The organism is Rothia sp. P7208 (assembly GCF_048512915.1).
Lineage (GTDB): Bacteria > Actinomycetota > Actinomycetes > Actinomycetales > Micrococcaceae > Rothia.
Map to the genome: position 1 here is coordinate 457,838 of NZ_JBLXXW010000001.1, position 17,500 is coordinate 475,337.

The 17,500-nt window shown below is 46.6% G+C and carries 12 protein-coding genes and 1 tRNA gene; 6 read left to right on the plus strand and 7 right to left on the minus strand.

What is annotated here, in order from left to right:
• Positions 1-99: 99 nt before the first annotated feature.
• The 6 genes from ACN084_RS02145 to ACN084_RS02170 all read right to left on the minus strand — a co-directional run bounded on the left by ACN084_RS02145 (position 100) and on the right by ACN084_RS02170 (position 7,404).
• Positions 100-187: transfer RNA gene (locus ACN084_RS02145), tRNA-Ser, on the minus strand.
• Positions 188-280: 93 nt separating this feature from the next.
• Positions 281-934 (minus strand): TetR/AcrR family transcriptional regulator, encoded by a 654-nt coding sequence (locus ACN084_RS02150; protein WP_419101069.1) that lies wholly within the window; start codon positions 932-934, stop codon positions 281-283.
• Positions 935-939: 5 nt separating this feature from the next.
• A complete protein-coding gene (locus ACN084_RS02155; RefSeq protein WP_419105732.1) occupies positions 940-3,708 on the minus strand; it encodes a YhgE/Pip family protein in 2,769 nt (922 codons plus the stop codon).
• Positions 3,709-4,488, minus strand: coding sequence for a multidrug ABC transporter ATPase (locus ACN084_RS02160; RefSeq protein WP_419105733.1), 780 nt, complete (start codon positions 4,486-4,488; stop codon positions 3,709-3,711).
• 172 nt (positions 4,489-4,660) lie between these two features.
• The gene (gene tadA, locus ACN084_RS02165; protein ID WP_419105734.1) at positions 4,661-5,182 is read right to left on the minus strand and encodes a tRNA adenosine(34) deaminase TadA; all 522 of its coding nucleotides are present in this window, start codon (positions 5,180-5,182) and stop codon (positions 4,661-4,663) included.
• Positions 5,183-5,208: 26 nt separating this feature from the next.
• Positions 5,209-7,404 (minus strand): RecQ family ATP-dependent DNA helicase, encoded by a 2,196-nt coding sequence (locus ACN084_RS02170; protein WP_419105735.1) that lies wholly within the window; start codon positions 7,402-7,404, stop codon positions 5,209-5,211.
• 150 nt (positions 7,405-7,554) lie between these two features.
• On the opposite strand from ACN084_RS02170, the gene ACN084_RS02175 reads away from it, so the two are divergent.
• A complete protein-coding gene (locus tag ACN084_RS02175) occupies positions 7,555-8,220 on the plus strand; it encodes a VTT domain-containing protein (protein ID WP_419101074.1) in 666 nt (221 codons plus the stop codon).
• Between the two features lie 71 nt (positions 8,221-8,291).
• On the opposite strand, the gene ACN084_RS02180 is transcribed toward ACN084_RS02175, so the two are convergent.
• Positions 8,292-8,951, minus strand: coding sequence for a heme oxygenase (biliverdin-producing) (locus tag ACN084_RS02180; RefSeq protein ID WP_419105736.1), 660 nt, complete (start codon positions 8,949-8,951; stop codon positions 8,292-8,294).
• Positions 8,952-9,148: 197 nt separating this feature from the next.
• On the opposite strand from ACN084_RS02180, the gene ACN084_RS02185 reads away from it, so the two are divergent.
• The 5 genes from ACN084_RS02185 (at position 9,149) to ACN084_RS02205 (ending at position 17,124) form a co-directional block, all read left to right on the plus strand.
• On the plus strand, positions 9,149-11,386 hold the full coding sequence (locus ACN084_RS02185; protein WP_419105737.1) for an HtaA domain-containing protein: 2,238 nt from the start codon (positions 9,149-9,151) through the stop codon (positions 11,384-11,386).
• A 104-nt stretch (positions 11,387-11,490) separates the two neighbouring features.
• On the plus strand, positions 11,491-12,675 hold the full coding sequence (locus ACN084_RS02190) for a heme/hemin ABC transporter substrate-binding protein (RefSeq protein ID WP_419101077.1): 1,185 nt from the start codon (positions 11,491-11,493) through the stop codon (positions 12,673-12,675).
• A gap of 44 nt (positions 12,676-12,719) precedes the next feature.
• Positions 12,720-13,712, plus strand: coding sequence for a FecCD family ABC transporter permease (locus ACN084_RS02195; RefSeq protein WP_419101078.1), 993 nt, complete (start codon positions 12,720-12,722; stop codon positions 13,710-13,712).
• Position 13,713: 1 nt separating this feature from the next.
• Positions 13,714-14,484, plus strand: coding sequence for a heme ABC transporter ATP-binding protein (locus tag ACN084_RS02200; RefSeq protein WP_419105738.1), 771 nt, complete (start codon positions 13,714-13,716; stop codon positions 14,482-14,484).
• A 144-nt stretch (positions 14,485-14,628) separates the two neighbouring features.
• Positions 14,629-17,124 carry an HAD-IC family P-type ATPase gene (locus ACN084_RS02205; RefSeq protein WP_419105739.1) on the plus strand — a complete coding sequence of 832 codons (2,496 nt, stop codon included), beginning with the start codon at positions 14,629-14,631 and terminating at the stop codon, positions 17,122-17,124.
• Positions 17,125-17,500: the final 376 nt, after the last annotated feature.

A 17,500-nucleotide genomic window follows, 5' to 3' on the forward strand; every position in this document is an offset into this window, starting at 1 on the left:
AAACACAGGCTGTGAAAAAGATAATCACCACCGCACCACAAGGTCAGCATAAAAAGAGCCTCTCCACACTGACTTGCAGTATAGAGAGGCTCATCATCGCGGTGACGGAGGGATTTGAACCCTCGGTACGGGGTTACCGTACACAACATTTCGAGTGTTGCACCTTCGGCCGCTCGGACACGTCACCAACTGTGGCAAGTTTACCCGTTAATACCAAACATTCTCAACTTTTGAGCAGAAAAATTCGTCTCACGCAGTTCCTCAACGCAAAATACACGTCCTAGTGCGCAATATAAGAATCAACCGTCAACATCACAGCACGAGTAGCGTCCTCAGAGGTACGCTCAGCAGCATGAATTTCACGGTCCATTGCAAGCATAAAAATAGACCCAAAAATAGAAATAGATACGGCCTCTGGATCTTGAGCATGGTCCACAGGGTAGCGAGTCCCAATCGCTTTGACCATATTTTCTAGTTCGCTCACCAAATCCTGACGAGTCTTCACAATCGCCTCAGACCAAGGTTCTTTACTGCGCCAAATCTCAGTAATCCACAAACGCGCAAAACCAGGATGCTCAGCCAAATATTCAAAAGCTTCCTTAATACCAGCCCTCATCGCCTCACGCGGATCAGACTTTTGAGACCCCTGTTGCACCCGAGTCTTCAAAAGCTGCGCACCATATTGAAGAAGCTGCTCAATCATCGTCTTTTTAGAACCAAAATTATAATAAACAGTTCCTTTAGAAACTCCAGCTTTAAGCGCTACTTCTTCCACCGTCGTCGCCTCAGCGCCCTTCTGGCTCATAATCTCCAAGGCAGCCTGAAAAAGCTTGAATTGCGTACGGTTAGTACGCCCCGGACGGCGCGTTACCGCAGCAACCGCAGGGGTAGGATACTGAAAATCTGAGACAGATTCATCTTGAGTATGAGACACCGACATTAAACTGCAATCTCCGGATTAAGTTTCTTCAAATTCCATGTGCGATTCTTATAGGTTCCAATAAACCCTAAGAATAAACCGAAAACACCCCATGCGGCGAGAACAAGTACATCACCTGTAATCGCACCATAATCAATTCCATAGGCCAGACGGCGTGTACCGCTGAGAGCATACCCCATCGGAAGGAACGAATGTAACCAACGAATAGACATAGGTAACGTTTCATAGGGCATCATACCGCCAGCAGTTACCAACTGTACAATAAGCACCACAAGCGCTAAAAGCTTACCAGGAGCAGATAACAAAGCTACAAAACCATAAATCACAGCGGTATAAACGCAAGAAACAAACGTTAAGAACAGCAACAAAAGCCACGGATGTTCCATCTTGAAACCAAGACCAAAATGTACCGCCAAGAACAACAAAAGAGTTTGTAATACGCCAAGAACAGCAAAAGGCCCCCAGCTACCAATAGCAATACGTAAGGTCGGAGCAGAAGACGCCAAAGCTCGCGTATTCTCCGGTCGTAGCGTCTGAACCAGCATCAAAGCGCCAATCCATAATGCCAACACAATAAAGAACGGCCCCATGCCTTCACCGTAAGTGCTTCCAGAAGCTAACGACGTCTCCTTAAGCTTGACAGGATGAGACATCACGTTCGCAATACGACGTTGCTCTTCCTCATTCAGTGAAGGGACTTTGTTCGTTCCCTCCTCTAGTCCTTCAGAGAGTTCTCCGGCACCATCTTGAAGCTTTTGAGTTCCCGAATGAATCTCTCCAGCACCCTGATCCAGTTTTGAGGCCCCGTTGTGAAGTTTCTGAGCACCAGAATGAACACGGTCAATTCCATCGTTGAGAGAATACTGCCCAGAAAGTGCTTGTTGCTCACCGTCAGCAAGCTGTTCAGCACCCTGAGCAAGCTCCCCCGCCCCCGAAGATAGGCGATGCGTTCCATGAGCAAGCTGCTCAGCACCATCAGATAATTTTTGTGAACCGTCAGAAAGCTGGTGTGTACCATCAGCGAGTGTCACAGTTCCTTGACTCAATTGAGAAGTACCTGCGACAAGGTCTTGAGCACCATGATGAAGTTTCTGAGCGCCCAAAGATAATTGGTGCATATTCTCAGAAACTTTTTGAGTACCATCAGCTACCTGTTGAGCACCTTGGAAACTCTTTTTTGCACCGTCAGCTAGTGAAACAGCACCAGTCTTAGCTTGTGTTGTAGCGCCTGCAAGCTTTTGAGCGCCTTGAGACAACTCATGAGTAGAAGAAAGTAATCTGTTGATATGTTCGCCAACCGTTGACGTTCCATTCTCACATAGAGAAGAAAATTCTGTCATTTGAGCAGATATACCTTGTAAGACGGCAGTGTTAAGGTCTGTCAAAACCGCCTTATTTTCTTCTGACCCTAAAAGTTCAAGCATCTGCTGTGCTTGTTCTGGAGTCAGAGTTCCCTCTTGAACAAGAGCTTGCAAACGCCGTTCAATGTTCTGGTGAAGTTGTGCTGTCACGTCATCTGTCAGCTGGTGAGCATAGTGAGCTACTTGCTCTTCTGAGGTAGGAGCCTGACACATGGCGTTAAGCCCCGAAGCTAGTTCAGGTAGTGGGGAATCTGCCAGAGTTTTGTCTAAGGTTGTGTTTCCCTCAGCTAAACGGGCGGCACCTTCGTCGATAGCTGTTATACCGTCTGCAAGTTTTTGCGCCCCCGTAGAGAGCGCTTCAGTACCGTTTGCTAATTTTTGTGCACCATCGTTGAGTCGTATAGTGCCTTGGTCTAGCTGTTGAGCACCATCTGAGAGCGTTTGAGTGCCCTGAGCCAGTTGTTGGGCTCCACCATCGAGTTTTAAGGCACCTGTTGCAAGTTTTTGTGCACCTTCAGCCGCTGATTCGAGGTGAGTGTTAAGCGTGTTTGCGCCATCGGCTAGACGAGAAGCCCCGTTCTGAGCGTCTTGCGTACCGTCTGAGAGTCGATGTGCGCCCTGAGCAAGTTTGGCAGATCCGTCCGCTAGTTTTTCTTGTCCAGTAAGAAGCTTAGTAGAACCGTCTTTGAGCTGTATTGTTCCGTCGCTCAGTTGTATTGTTCCGTTGTTGAGCGTGCTAGTTCCATTTTTGAGTTGCCCAACAGCATCGCTGAGAGTGATAGTTCCTTGGTCTAGTTGGTTGGCTCCATCGCTAGCTTCGTGCAGGTTTGAGTGAATGGTAGTGAAACTTGCGAGTAAGGCATTCGCTGTTTTATCGCCGACTTCCGATGCCACAGAGTCACGAACAGCTGTTCCAGCTTTTGCCACGATATTTGTCAGAATATAGTTGTTTGCATCGTTAGTAACTACTTCAATCCCCGCAACTTGGGGGTCAATATCAGGAGTTTTGCCGTTTTCGTCGGGTACAAAAGACCCAGCAGATTGCAGTTTCTGAGAAAAATCTTGAGGAATAATTAGCGCAAAGTCGTAGACTCCTCGAGTGACATCTTCAACAGCTTGTTCTCGAGTTGATACTTTATGCCACGAAAAATTCGCTTTATCAAGGAGAGTTTTTTCGACGTCTTCTCCGATGTTTATGGTTTCGCCGTCTTGGGTGGTTCCACCGGAGTCGAGCATGACTAACGCACCAGGAACGTCATCTACAGAATCATAGGGGTCCCAGTTTGCGTATAGATATATTCCGCCATACAGCAAGGGAATACAAGCCATCGCCATGAGAACAAGTTTTGGCAGCATTCCTGCGGTGAGGCGTTTGAGTTCAGCGAGAGTAACTCTGAGGATGCTCATTTATTGTTGTTCACTCTCCTTTGCTGTATCAGGTTTATCTTGGGGAAGTTCGTGTTCTTTTTCTTCGTTCGAGAAGTTTGTTTCTGGATGTGAATCTTGTTCTTCAGGTGTTTTCACGTTTTCTTCGTTGAGGAGTTCATCGTGTGCGCTTCCTACCACGGCCTGTTTTCCGTCCCACGTGGAGGAAATATGAGGGACAACAGCGACGACGGCACGGGGGCGCTCTTCGTTTTCAGCTAGTTGTAGAAGGTATGGTAGCCACATGCGTGTGTGGTTGAGGTGCCGTGAGGGGGTATCAAAAACGAGTAAGTCTGCGTGCTGATAATTGGCGGCAAGAGTGGTCATAAGGCGAATATTTTGTTCTCCGGTTACTTGTTCATTCCAGAGGTTATCGAGGTCTTCCAATCCGTGTTCTTTAAGCCATTTCCCAGAGCGTGGTCTGGTAAATGGCCCCATGGTGTAGCTCAGCATTTCTGATACGTAATCACGAACTCTCATATGGTTTTCTGGTTCGTTGATGTTCGGAGAGTCGATCAGTTCTGAACGACGACGAAGCTTTTTCATACTGGATTCTTCTCGGGAAGGCTTTTGAGGGTCTGTCCAAAGAATAGTTCCGCCAGAAGGTTTCATTCGCCCTGTGAGTGTTAGCGACAGCGCGGTTCTTTCGAGCTGGCTATCTGCTTGGATGAGGATGACTTCTCCGCGGTTGAGGGTGAAGCTTATACGGCCAAAGAGCGCATTATGCCGCCCTTTGGCCCAGATGTTATCGACGATGAGCATATTCTTCTCCCCCTATGAGCCACGTATTCTTCTCTGTGAGAAAATCATAACTTGAACTCGTCGGTCAGTTTCGGTGTTTTGGTGTGAGATTTTCAACCAACTACTGGCAGAAATATCACACCGAGCACTCAGCACTAGGGGTAACTTTCATGAACACCAGTCGTGAAGAACCTCAAAAGTGACCAGATGGACCGTGACTTTCTGAGCGTTTCTTTTCAAAAAAAGTTTTCATAAGAGATGCGCATTCTTCTTCTAAAACACCAGAATACACCTCGACAGAATGTGGGTATCTTCTATCACGCAGAACGTCATATAAGCTCCCTGCCGCCCCTGTTTTTTCTTCCCATGCACCAAGAACAACAGTTGATATTCTGCTCAACAAAATTGCGCCAGCACACATAATGCACGGTTCAATCGTCACAACTAACGTGCAGTCCTCTAAACGCCACTGTCCACGTTGTTCGGCAGCTTCACGTAGAGCAATGATTTCAGCATGAGCGGTAGGGTCTTGGTTTTTTTCACGCTGGTTGTATCCACGACCAATAACACTTCCATCTGAAGTAACAACCAGAGCGCCGATAGGCACATCTGAGCTTTCTAAAGCGTGCTCCGCTAAAACTAAAGCCTCTTGCATCCATTTATGATGGTCTTGCCGTTTAACACCACGCGCATGAATATATTCTGTGTTACACATATAAACTACTCAAATACTATTTTTATCTAGGAAACAGCTAAAGAAAAAGGATAAATACTATGTGCTCCAGCCCGACGCAGCTGACGAGCAATAACCGTCATACTCCATCTAGAGTTCACACAATCAGAGACAAGAAGCACCCTCGGATGATGCGCCTGCAAAAAATCTTTCATCGAGTCAGGAACCACATAAGAGTTCCACACCCCTAAACAACGAAAAACAGAATTGCCTTGCTCATGCGAGGTTGGGTGCACCAGCTGCACATCTCCTAAATCTTTAAGGCGCCCTGTTTGAGCAAGACCACGAGCAAGAGAAGACGCTAAACGCGGACGACGTTCAGATGGAATCCCAATCACAACCTGAGGACGATCCTGCCAGTCCCATTGAGCAAGCACTTTCACGCAAGCTCTACCTAATTCAGTAGATATTTCACCATCTTCAGCATTTTCTTTAAATATCTCTCGTAGGACATTACCCCACCCAATATCGCTCAATCGTGCCAGTGCTCGACCTTCACAGGCGCGCTCTTCATCGGGAATTTTTGAGCCCTGCGGTATATCTACGTCATCTTCAGCAAAGATACTTTGTTCAAGAAGTTTTTTAAGTCCATTTGGCCACATGCGACGAGGCTCAATATGAACACCAACTTCGCCAAAACTTTGTTCAGCAATATGACGAGAAGTGGAGCTAACCTGTTGTGGATACCAAGTTCCTGCACAGTTATCACAACGCCCACATTTCTTGGCAGTAGCGTCATCTAACTCTTGTGCCATGTAGACCATACGACATGAGGAAGTGTTAATGTACGAAACCATTGCTTCTTGCTCATGCTGACGCGTTTGCGCCACCTTTGCATATCGCTCATGATCGTATTTCCATGGTGTTCCAGTTGCCACCCAACGTTGAGAAACTCGATATACGGCGCCTTCTACAGAAAGTACCTTTAAAAGAAGTTCGAGGTTGCTGCGACGAATATCAACCATAGTTTCTAACGCACTAATAGTCATGGGTTGATTCTGTTGCCGAGCTACTTCTAAGGCAGAAAGAACGGCAGAACAATTTTCTTCAGTGGGCATAGAAGCAGTTGCAAAGTATTCCCAAATATCTTGGTCTTCTAATCCTGGTAACAATAAGACGTCTGCTTGTTGAGTGCCGCGTCCGGCACGACCGACTTGCTGATAGTAAGCAATGAGACTCGATGGAGCGCCACAGTGAATCACAAAACCCATATCTGGCTTATCGAAGCCCATACCTAACGCACTTGTGGCAACGAGAGCTTTAACCTTATTAGCTCGCAGTGATTCTTCTGCTTCGATACGTTCTTCAACCGACATCTTCCCGCTATATGGTTGCACAGCGTATCCGGCAGTTTTAAGAATCCGCGCAATATCTTCTGCAGCAGACACGGTGAGAGTGTAGATAATTCCGGAGCCGGTGAATGTCTTAAGGTGCTCAACAAGCCAAGCGATGCGCTCTGTCGGATCTTTCATCTGAAGAACCCCTAGCCGGAGGGAGTCACGAGAGAGAGGACCACGCAGAATGAAGATATCGGAGCTTTGTGGAGAAGAGTTTTTTAGTGTCTTGTGAGAGTAGTTAAGCTGTTCTGCAATGTCTTCTATCACTCGTTGGTTTGCAGTGGCTGTTGTTGCCAGTATAGGAGTAGTGGGCTTTAGCTCTGCAATGATATTCCGAATACGTCGGTAATCTGGGCGAAAGTCATGCCCCCAGTCAGAGATGCAATGTGCTTCGTCAATAACGAGCAGCCCAAGGGATTCGACGATTTCTGGTAACCAGCGTTCGCAGAAGTCTGGATTGTTGAGACGTTCTGGCCCGATGAGGAGCACGTCTAGAGTGTTATCACGTAGTTGTTGTTGTATTTCATCCCAGTCAGTGACGTTTGATGAATTGATGGTGGCAGCTTTGACTCCAGCACGAGCGGCTGCTTGTACTTGGTCACGCATCAGAGCTAGTAGTGGAGAAATGATGAGAGCAGGACCTGCCCCATATGATCTCATCAGTAATGAGGCGATGAAATATACTGCAGATTTTCCCCATCCAGTACGTTCGATGACGAGGGCTCTACGACGATGTTGCACAAGAGCTTCGATAGCTTCGTACTGTCCGGGGTGGAAGGCTACGTCATTTTTTCCTGTGAGTTTTCTGAGAAGTTTTATTGCTTCTGTATGTAGCTCAGGCTGATGCGTCTGCGAGTAATTCGACATATCTTGTAGTCTACGGAAGCTTCTATGGATGCTGAAGCCTTTGAGAAGAGATGTAGGTAATCTTATGTTCTCAGCCTATACGGAGCTTTTACCTAGTAGAATCGGCAGGAGTTTACTTTCATTAGACCGTTATCAATAGGAAAGTTTTTTATGAGCCATCTTCTTTTGGCAGGTGTTCTTGACATGGTGCAGATGCCTATCGCGTTATTAGGTATAGATATCGAGAAGATTCTTGAGCAAGCTGGCCCATGGGCTTTGGCTGTGGTCACGTTGATTGTATTCATTGAATCTGGTGTGCTGTTCCCGTTCCTTCCGGGTGATTCTCTCCTCTTTACTCTCGGTCTTATTCACGTTCAGTTGGGCTTGAACCTTTGGGTTATGCTCTTGTGCTTGTGTATTGCTGCTGTTGCTGGTGACCAAATCGGTTATTATTTGGGGCATCGTTTTGGTCGTAGATTCTTTAGCGCCGATGCGAAGGTGTTGAACACTAAGAATCTTCATGCGGCAGAAAGTTTTTTTGAAAAGTATGGTGGCAAAGCACTGGTTCTTGCACGTTTTGTTCCTATTGTGCGTACTTTTGTTCCGTTAGCTGCAGGTATTGCGAAATATCGTTATCGTGATTTTGCGAAGTGGAATATTACCGGTGCGATTACGTGGGTCTTTACTCTTGTCTTTGCTGGTGTACTTTTAGGCGGTATTCCTTTTATCCGAGACAATGTTGAGGCTATCGTTATTGTGATTGTGGTTGCCTCTGTTCTTCCTGTCGGTGTGGAATATCTTCGGGAACGTCGTAAGGCTCGTCGCTCTTTCAAATAACAGTGGTCATACAGTAAAAGGTGGATATCTCCGGTGTTGGAGATATCCACCTTTTACTGTATGAGGCGAGATTAGTGAGATTCTTGTTCCATCAGTTCGCTGAAAAGTTCTGCGTTGTATTGGAAGCCACGGAGTGTTTCGTCAACGACGTTTTGACGTTCTTCTTCGCTCAGAGGTGCGTTATCAAGGAGAGTGCGGTATGAATCTTTGAAGATTTTAGGCTTGGGTAGCTCGTCGAAGCGATACATACTCAAGGCTTCTGAGCTAATTCCGTAGTGACGTCCCATCAGCACGGCTACTGCCTGCCCGCCGGAGAGGTCACCTAAGTAGCGTAGGTAGTGGTGCGAGAGGAAACGTTCTGGCGCTTGGGCACTTTCAAGGATGCGCTGAGCGTACTTGGTCGTTGCAGGCAGAGCTGGGTCGATAGTTTCTTGACCGAGTGCTTTGATATCGGCCCGGATTCGCTCGGTACGCGCTAGTTCTGGCTGGTTGAAGGGTTCAAGTATTTTGTTGCCGGCTTCTCGGTAGCCTTGGGCAACTTTTTCGAGGGCTTCGTACAGGTACACATATTGGTTGAGTAAACGCAGGTAGCTTTTTTCAGATAGTTCGCCCTTCATGAGTTTTGTCATGAATCCCGAGTGTTCTGCTGTTGAGTGCAGTTCTTCGCTTTCGCGTTTGAGTCGTGCTGAAAATTTTTCGGCGGGGATTTCTGTTGTTGCAGTGGCGTTCATGGTGTACTCCTGACATTTTAGTGACACGGTGTCACTAAATAACTTACTGACATAATGTCATTAAAATTCGTTTTATGCAAGCACGCGCTTCACAACAGATGATAAGGTTAGGGTAACTAAACATGTATGCAATTAGCGTACATTGTTGTAGCCTAATAGCATCATCCCTAAATAGCCATACCTTTCAGAGGAATATCATGCCGACACAACGCACAAAGCGCTCCTACGCTTTCTTGGCGACCGCAGCAATTGGCCTTTCCAGTTTCAGCACACTCCCCGCAACCCAAGCAGTCGAAACACCACCTGCAGCAAGCGAGCATATACAAGCCCGAAAGACTCTTGAAAACTCCACAATGACGTGGGGTGTCAAAGAATCTTTCCATAAATATGTCACCGGACCTATTGCCGCAGGAAACATCGAAGCAAGCGATGGAGCTTCCCTAAACGACCAACAAATTATCACGTGGGAACAGGGCCAAGGAGAATACTCCTTAAGCGCAAAAACTGGACACATAAATTTTGGAGGTGCTCTTCATTACACTGGACACCACGGTGTACTTGACATCTCACTCAAAGACTTCCAGCTCATCTTTAACGCTGATGGAACCGGAACTATCAAAGTTTCAGGAACATCTAAAGACATGACTGGAAACATCACAGACCTAGAAAACGTCGACTTTGCAAACGTTGTCTTGACACAACCATCTTTCAAAGACAACACCCTCACCTTCACAAACGCTAATGCAACGCTCACCGAAGATGGAGCGAAACTCTTTGCGAATTTCTATAAGGCTGGTACAGAACTTGACCCTCTGACTATCAGCGCACAGATTGCGCCAGAGCCTGCTGAGCCGACCGAGCCTGCTGAACCGACCAAGCCTGCTGAACCGACCAAGCCTGCTGAACCGACCAAGCCTGCTGAACCGACCAAGCCTGCTGAACCTACTCAGCCTGCTGAACCAACTCACGATTCCCTACAAAGTGTCGAATCAGCTCAAGCCACATGGGGCGTTAAAGAATCCTTTATCCACTACATCACCGAAGGTATCGCACAGGGAGAAATATCCCTCACCGACGTTGAAAACAACCAAAATGTTTTCGCCTTCACCAAAGTTAACGAATCAAAATCTGGATTCAACCCCCAAGAAAAAACCGGCGTATTCGCATTTGACGGAGTCCTACGATTCACAGGACACCACGGAAAACTCGATATCACTATCTCCAACCTACAAATTCAGATACGCGAAGGATCCGGATACCTTGTTGCAGACATGAGCACCAAGTCAATGGACGGATCAACCACATCTGCACCTGCCGTGCACCTTGGAAACATCGATATCAGCTCTCTAAAAATAGAGAAAAATATCGTCTCACTCACCAACGCGCCAATCTCACTCAGCACAGCAGGAGCACAAGCCTTTGGCGGATTCTACCAAGCTGGCACAGAGATGGCACCGCTAAACCTTCAAGCTCAATTAGGTGAGACCACAGACAACACGCTCTCCTACGACCGTGCAGAAAATCACCCAACTAAGCAGGATACCGAAGAAGAAAAACAAAGTTCACATTCTCAAGACTCTTCTGAACATCCAACCCAACAAGGGAATACAGCTACTCCTGAAACCACCACACCCAAGGGCAACTCTCATACACACGTATCACGTAACCCTTCTTCTGCTTCAGTAGCAACCTGTGTTCCAGTGCAAATCACCGAAACAGTACCTGGTAAAACCACTCAGGAAAGTACAGGAAAGAACATCATCTCAGCAGGTGTTCTTGACTGGGGACTTCGCACATCATTCCGCAATTACGTTGCCGGAGGAATTGCTCACGGCGGATGGAACCTTGACGGAGTTACCTACAATTCTGGTGCATTTACTTGGTCCAACGGAACAGGAAATATTGAAGGAGCAAAAGGCACCATATCCTTCAACGGCTCCATTAACTTCCACGGACATGACGGAGTTCTCAACACAACGCTTTCTAACCTTCGTGTAGAAATCAACGGAAAACGCGGAACTCTCTACGCACACGTCAACGCAAACTCCATGGAAGGCAAAAACGTTGACTACGGAATCGTCGCTTTTGCTGATCTTGACCTTTCAAAGATGTCAATGAACGAGCAGAAGATTTCTGTTGTTTCTGCTCCAGCAGTACTCACCGCAGCTGGAGCAAAATCCTTCGCAGGCTACTATAACGCCGGCGAAACACTTGACCCCATCTCTTTCTCTGGAACTCTTACACCCGAAACAAAGAGCGTCACAGGTCAGCCCACAACAGTCACCCGAACTGCATACCGTGGAGCAGGATGCACAGCTGAACAACTCGCATACACCGGAACTTCCCAAACTGTTCCATTCCTCATTGCTGGTGGCGGAATGCTCACCCTCGGTGCAATGCTTCTTATCACAGCTCGTCGCCGACGCACAGCATAACCTCACAACGCTATCGTCGATAGCTTCAATCAAGCTGTTCGGGTAGATTACCCATCCGTTGTCTACCCGAACAGCTTTTTTAAAACCACAATTTTGGAGTTTCCATGCGCCCAACCATATCCTCTGCTTCCCTCTCTAACCCATTCCGCGCTGTTATCGTACTTTGTTTGCTTCCTCTCCTATTCCTTCTCACTGGTTGTGGAGTAGGAACACTCAATAACTCTCAACAAAGTTCATCATCACCATCATCTAACTCGTCAGCTCAGGCAGAATCTGAACATCTATCGGAGCTAGAACAAGGAACAAAATACCTCGAAGAACACGCATCAAAAAACCCCAAGGAACTAACTGGTACTGCAACAGCACAAAGCGTTGGAGCGGTGCTTCCTCTTGAAAACCCACAACAACCCCAGCTACCTGTAACAGTCACCGACCATCAAGGCACAGAAGTCACCGTAGAAAAAGCTGACAGAATTCTAGCCCTTGACCTGTACGGAACCCTTGCCGAGACAGTGCAAGGACTAGGCTTAGCTGACCATCTAGTCGGCCGCGTTACCTCAACAACAGAACCGTCGTTGGCACAACTTCCAGTTGTTACGCAGAACGGCCATGACCTCAACGCCGAAGCTATTATTGCTTTACATCCTGACGTAATTCTGATGGACACCACAAACGGCCCTCTAGAAATTACAGAACAGCTACGTAGTGCTGGACTGACCGTCGTACATTTTGACCCTAAACGTTCTTTACATACCATCAGTGAACAAATTACTGCCGTTGCGCACGCATTAGGTGTTCCTGAATCTGGAGAACGTCTCAACAAGCGAGTCAGTGCTGAGCTATCTCTCGTCCAAGAATCTATTGCGCGTGTAGCACCCAAGGAAGACTCACAAAAAGTATCCATGGCGTTCCTATACGTACGTGGTACAGCAGGAGTCTTCTTTGTTCTCGGTCAAGGTTCTGGAGCTGACGATCTAATTACCTCAGTTTCCGGTATTGATGCGGCCTCTGAAGGAGGCGCACAAGGAACAACTCCTGCAACATCTGAAGCCCTCGTTAAACTCAACCCCGATTTGATTCTCACCATGACTGGCGGATTAGAATCAACCGGAGGATATGAAGGATTTTTAGCTCGTCCTGGTGTCAGTGAAACAACTGCTGGTAAAAACCATCGCATTATTGATATGAACGACGGTCAGGTTCTCTCCTTTGGGCCTAATACTCCAGCCGTATTACTTTCCTTAGCTCAAGCAATTTATATTCCTGCACAGGAAGCGAAAACCTCCTAGTGTTCACCAGTTGGATTCAGCAAAGAAAAGTTACCCTAACGTTCATGACAATGTCGGCGCTCTTGATTGTTGTCGTGCTAACTTCTGCCGCTCTTGGCCAGTTTCAGGTACCTGTTACTGAAGTATTTTCTTCCATCTATCGACGATTCTTTGGGGGCTTAGACACCTTACAGCTCTCAGATGCCACGCTATGGAATATTCGTTTTCCCCGCATCCTTCTTGGAGTGCTTGTGGGTGCTGCTCTCGGTGTTTCTGGTGCTGTCATGCAATCAATTTTTGGTAATCCGTTAGCAGAACCAGGCGTTATTGGAATTTCTGCAGGAGCAGCCGTTGGAGCATGCACAGCTATCGTCTTTGGGTGGACGTTCCTTGGAATTTTTACTGTTCCAGTTTTTGCGTTTTGCGCGGCTTTACTCACCACAGCTTTGGTATATATCTTTTCTCGCTCACACGGTAAAGCTGAAGCTCTTTCGATGATTCTTGCCGGTGTCGCAATTACGGCAGTTGCAAATGCTCTGATTGCTTTAATGATTTTTATCGCAGATGACGCTTCTCGTGACCAGATTGTTTTTTGGCAGATGGGCTCACTCAACGGAGCAACATGGAAAGCAGTCTATACAGCTTTTCCTATTATTGTGATAGGTCTTGTCATTTGTGCATATATTGCTGCTGAGCTCAACCTATTAGCTTTAGGAGAAAGAGCTGCTCAACACGCAGGAGTCCATGTTGAAAGGCTTCGTATCATTGCTGTTATTGCAACAGCCCTTCTAACGGGTGTTGCGGTAGCTTATGCGGGGATTATTGCTTTTGTCGGGCTGATTGTCCCCCATGTGTTACGTCTACTTTTAGGTCCTTCAAATACTTTGCTTCTTCCAGCATCTGCTTTAGGCGGGGCGTTGCTGATTGCTTCTTCAGATTTAGCAGCACGTACTCTTGTTGCTTTTGCAGATTTACCTATTGGTATTTTTACAGCACTTGTTGGTGCCCCAACGTTCTTCCTCCTGTTACGGAGAACCATCAAAAAAGGACGTGTATAGCGTGCTCAGTGTTCATAATGTTTCGGTTTCTATCGGGGCGAAAGACATCCTTTCAGAGGTTTCTTTTAAGGCTCATGCCGGTGAGGTGGTTGCTCTTATTGGGCCTAATGGGGCTGGTAAATCGACGCTTCTTTCAGCAATTTGTGCCGATGTTTCGCTCAGTTCTGGGCAGGTAGAATTTAACGGTATTTCCTTATCGTCGTTATCGGCTCGTGAACTTGCTCAAAAGCGTGCTGTTCTTCTCCAAAAAACGGAAGTTTCTTTTCCGTATTCAGTAGAAGAGGTCGTTGCGATGGGGCGCACACCGTGGAAGGGCACATCTGCTGCTCAAGAAGATGAAGATATTATCCAACGGTGTATGCGCATTACTGAAGTTGAGCATATGGCGTTACGGGATATTATGACGCTCTCCGGTGGTGAGTCGGGTCGTGCTCATCTAGCACGTATTTTTGCTCAGAGTACGGAGCTCATTTTGCTCGATGAGCCGACAGCAGCATTGGATATTTTGCATCAAGAGCAGACTCTTAAAAATGCTCGTGCTTTTGCTCAGCAAGGCGCTACTGTTGTGGTGGTGTTGCATGATTTAGATGTTGCTGGAGCGTACGCTGATTCTATTGTGCTGTTAAATCGTGGCAAAGTTATTGCTCAAGGGTCTCCTGAGCAGGTGTGTACCTCTCAAAGGCTCAGCGAGGTTTATGGTCACCCTATTGAAGTGTTGCGTCATCCTTCAAATGGTAGGCTTCTGGTTCTTCCAGAACGGCATGAGTCCTAGATAAAGGTTCTTCCACAACTTTTCTTAGGATATATACCTCCTAGGGATGAGGTATTCTGACGCTTCTGTGGTTACTCTGATATAGAGTCGTCTTAGGCTGTATAGGTCGTATATTTTATTCATCATCATAATGGGGTTTATTTCGTGAAAAATACTGGTTCGGTATCAACTGATTCCACGTTAAGTACGCCCTCGTCTGAGGAGCTTGTGAAGAATGGGCTAAATGAGGTTCAGGTTGAGCAGCGTGTTCATGCTGGTATGACGAATCATCAAGATCAGTCTTCTTCTCGTAGCACTTTGACGATTGTTCGCACTCACTTATTTACCCTTTTTAACCTTGTTTTGGGTCTATGCGGTGTAGTTGTTATTGCTTTGGGACGTTGGCTTGACACCTTATTTCTTTTAGCAGCGATTGCCAACGTTGTTGTTGGTTTTATTCAAGAGTTCTCTGCCAAACGTAAACTTGATCAGATTGCATTATTGCGTCGTGATCCGGTGAGTGTCATTCGTTCGGGCTCTGTTGTTCAGCTTCCTATGGAACAACTTGTTGTCGATGATGTTGTATTGCTCAAACGCGGTGATCAGGTCCCTGCTGACGCGTTAGTGTTAAGTTCTGACGGACTGGACGTTGATGAGTCGATGCTTACTGGAGAGAACGATCCAGTTGCTAAACGTCCTAATGACAAGGTTTTATCAGCTTCTTCTGTTGTGGGTGGAACTGGTCGTGTCCGTATTTATGCGGCAGGTACATCATCTCATGCATCGAAGCTGGCTCAAGAGGCTCGAAAGTTTAGCGTTATTAATTCTGAACTTCGTGCAGGTATGGAGCGTGTGGTTCGGTGGATTACCTATGCGTTAGTACCAATTATTGCAATTGTTCTTAACGGGCAGATAGTAGCTGCTGGTGGCTGGCGCTATGCTTTTGAGCATAATGTCTGGCAAGACGCCATTATCGTTGCGGTGTCTTCTATTGCTTCTATGATTCCTCAGGGCTTGGCCCTCATGACAACGATTTCTTTTGCGACTGCTGCGGTCAAGCTTGCTCAAGACGACGTTCTGATTCAAGAGCAGCCTGCCGTTGAGGTACTCGCTCGTGTTGATGTGGTGTGCTTTGATAAGACAGGAACTCTCACTGAAGGCGGCGTACGTTTTAATGAGCTATTGCCGTTATCTGTACAAGCATCACAGAATGAGTCTTCTTCTGTTCTATCTGATGCAGGGCAACAGGCTCTTGCGTGGTTTGGTGCTGATGAAAACGCTAATCCTACGGCAGCAGCTTTAGCTGACGGTTTCCGTGTTGTTCCGTCAAGCCCCGTACGCGGTGTTATTGCATTTTCATCTGCATTACGGTTTTCCGCAGTGGAATTTGACACTGGAGCATGGGTATTAGGTGCCCCTGAAGCTCTCTTAGAGGGTGGCTCTGCAGAACGAGAGCATGCTCAGCAGCTTGCTTCCAGTGGATTGCGTACAATGGTGCTTGCCCATGCTTCATCTTTGGAGCGTGACGCAAAGGGTGATGTGTTACCTCGTATTCCTGCTATGTTGAAGCCACTTTGTTTTGTAACGTTCCGTGAGCAAGTTCGTAAAGAAGCACCTGAGACGTTGGCGTATTTCCGGTCACAGGGAATTGATTTGAAAGTTCTTTCTGGTGATAATCCGCAGACTGTTGCGGCAGCAGCAAAGACTGCTGGTATGGATGTTTCTGCTGGTGCTATCGATACGTCCTTATTACCTGATGAAGGCCCTGAACTTACTGAAGCCGTGTTGAACCATGCTGTTTTTGGTCGTGTGAATCCTCAGCAGAAGAAGAATATGGTTCTTGCATTGCAAGAGCATGGTAAGACTGTTGCAATGACTGGTGACGGTATTAATGATGCGTTAGCTCTCAAGCATGCTGATTTAGGTATCGCCATGGGAAATGCTGCTCCAGCGACGAAGGCTGTTTCTCGTTTGGTTCTTTTGGATGGACGTTTTGACCGGTTACCGTCGGTGTTGGATGAGGGCCGAAAGATTATCGCCAATATTGAGCGTGTGACGAATCTATTCCTTTCAAAGACAGCGTTTGCAATTTTATTGGGTATTACTTTGGGTATTTTGTGTTGGAAGTTCCCCTTCTTACCACGTCAGTATTCAACAGCTGATTTGTTGATTGTTGGTGGCCCAGCGTTCTTTATTACGATGTTCCCTAATACTCGTAAATATGTTTCGGGATTCTTGAATCGTGCATTGCATTATGCGATTCCTACCGCGGTGATTATTACGACGATGCTTGTTAGCGTTAATTTCTTAGGTCGTTCTTTGGGTAGCGCTGTTGTTGAAGAACAGATTCAGACGGCTACTTTTATCACGTTGACCATGATCGGTATTTATAACGTGACAACCGTTATACGTCCGTTGCGCTCATATCGTTTAGCGATGGTTGGGTTGCTCTATCTTGGTATGGTTGCAGCAATTCATGTTCCTCTCTTACATGAATATCATCAGTTTATGATGCCTCCGGCAGAGCTACATCTGTGGTCTGTTGTTCTTGGTGTTCTTGGCATTGTTCTTGTGGAAGTGAACCTACGTGTCCATCAGCGTTGGTTGCGTCGTTATCACCCTCAAGCTGTTGAAGCAGAACGTGCGGCTCGTCTCTCATAACGTTTCCAAAAATCAGTTTTGGTGTAAGAAGGATGGTCGTTTTAGACAAGTTTTTTAAGATATTTCCCTTGGAGATATTCCTCAAACGAAATATATACTTGTCAATTACGTTTTATGTAGATAGCTGTTATTTTCTGCGGGTATTGCAAGAAAACACTCAGAGGGTGTAAAATTACTGCCGAAAGCGCTTCTTCAAGCGTTTACTCATACCATCACAGGATTGTTACTGAGATAGCAGGCAAGACCTGAGTTACATTGTTCAACATCATCATTTTTAGATGCACTATTTGTTGAACCACCGGTTATATTACAGTAGCTCTCACAGCAGAGAACTACTTTCCAAAGTATTACTTTGAAAACTCGGTGAGGTGTAGCT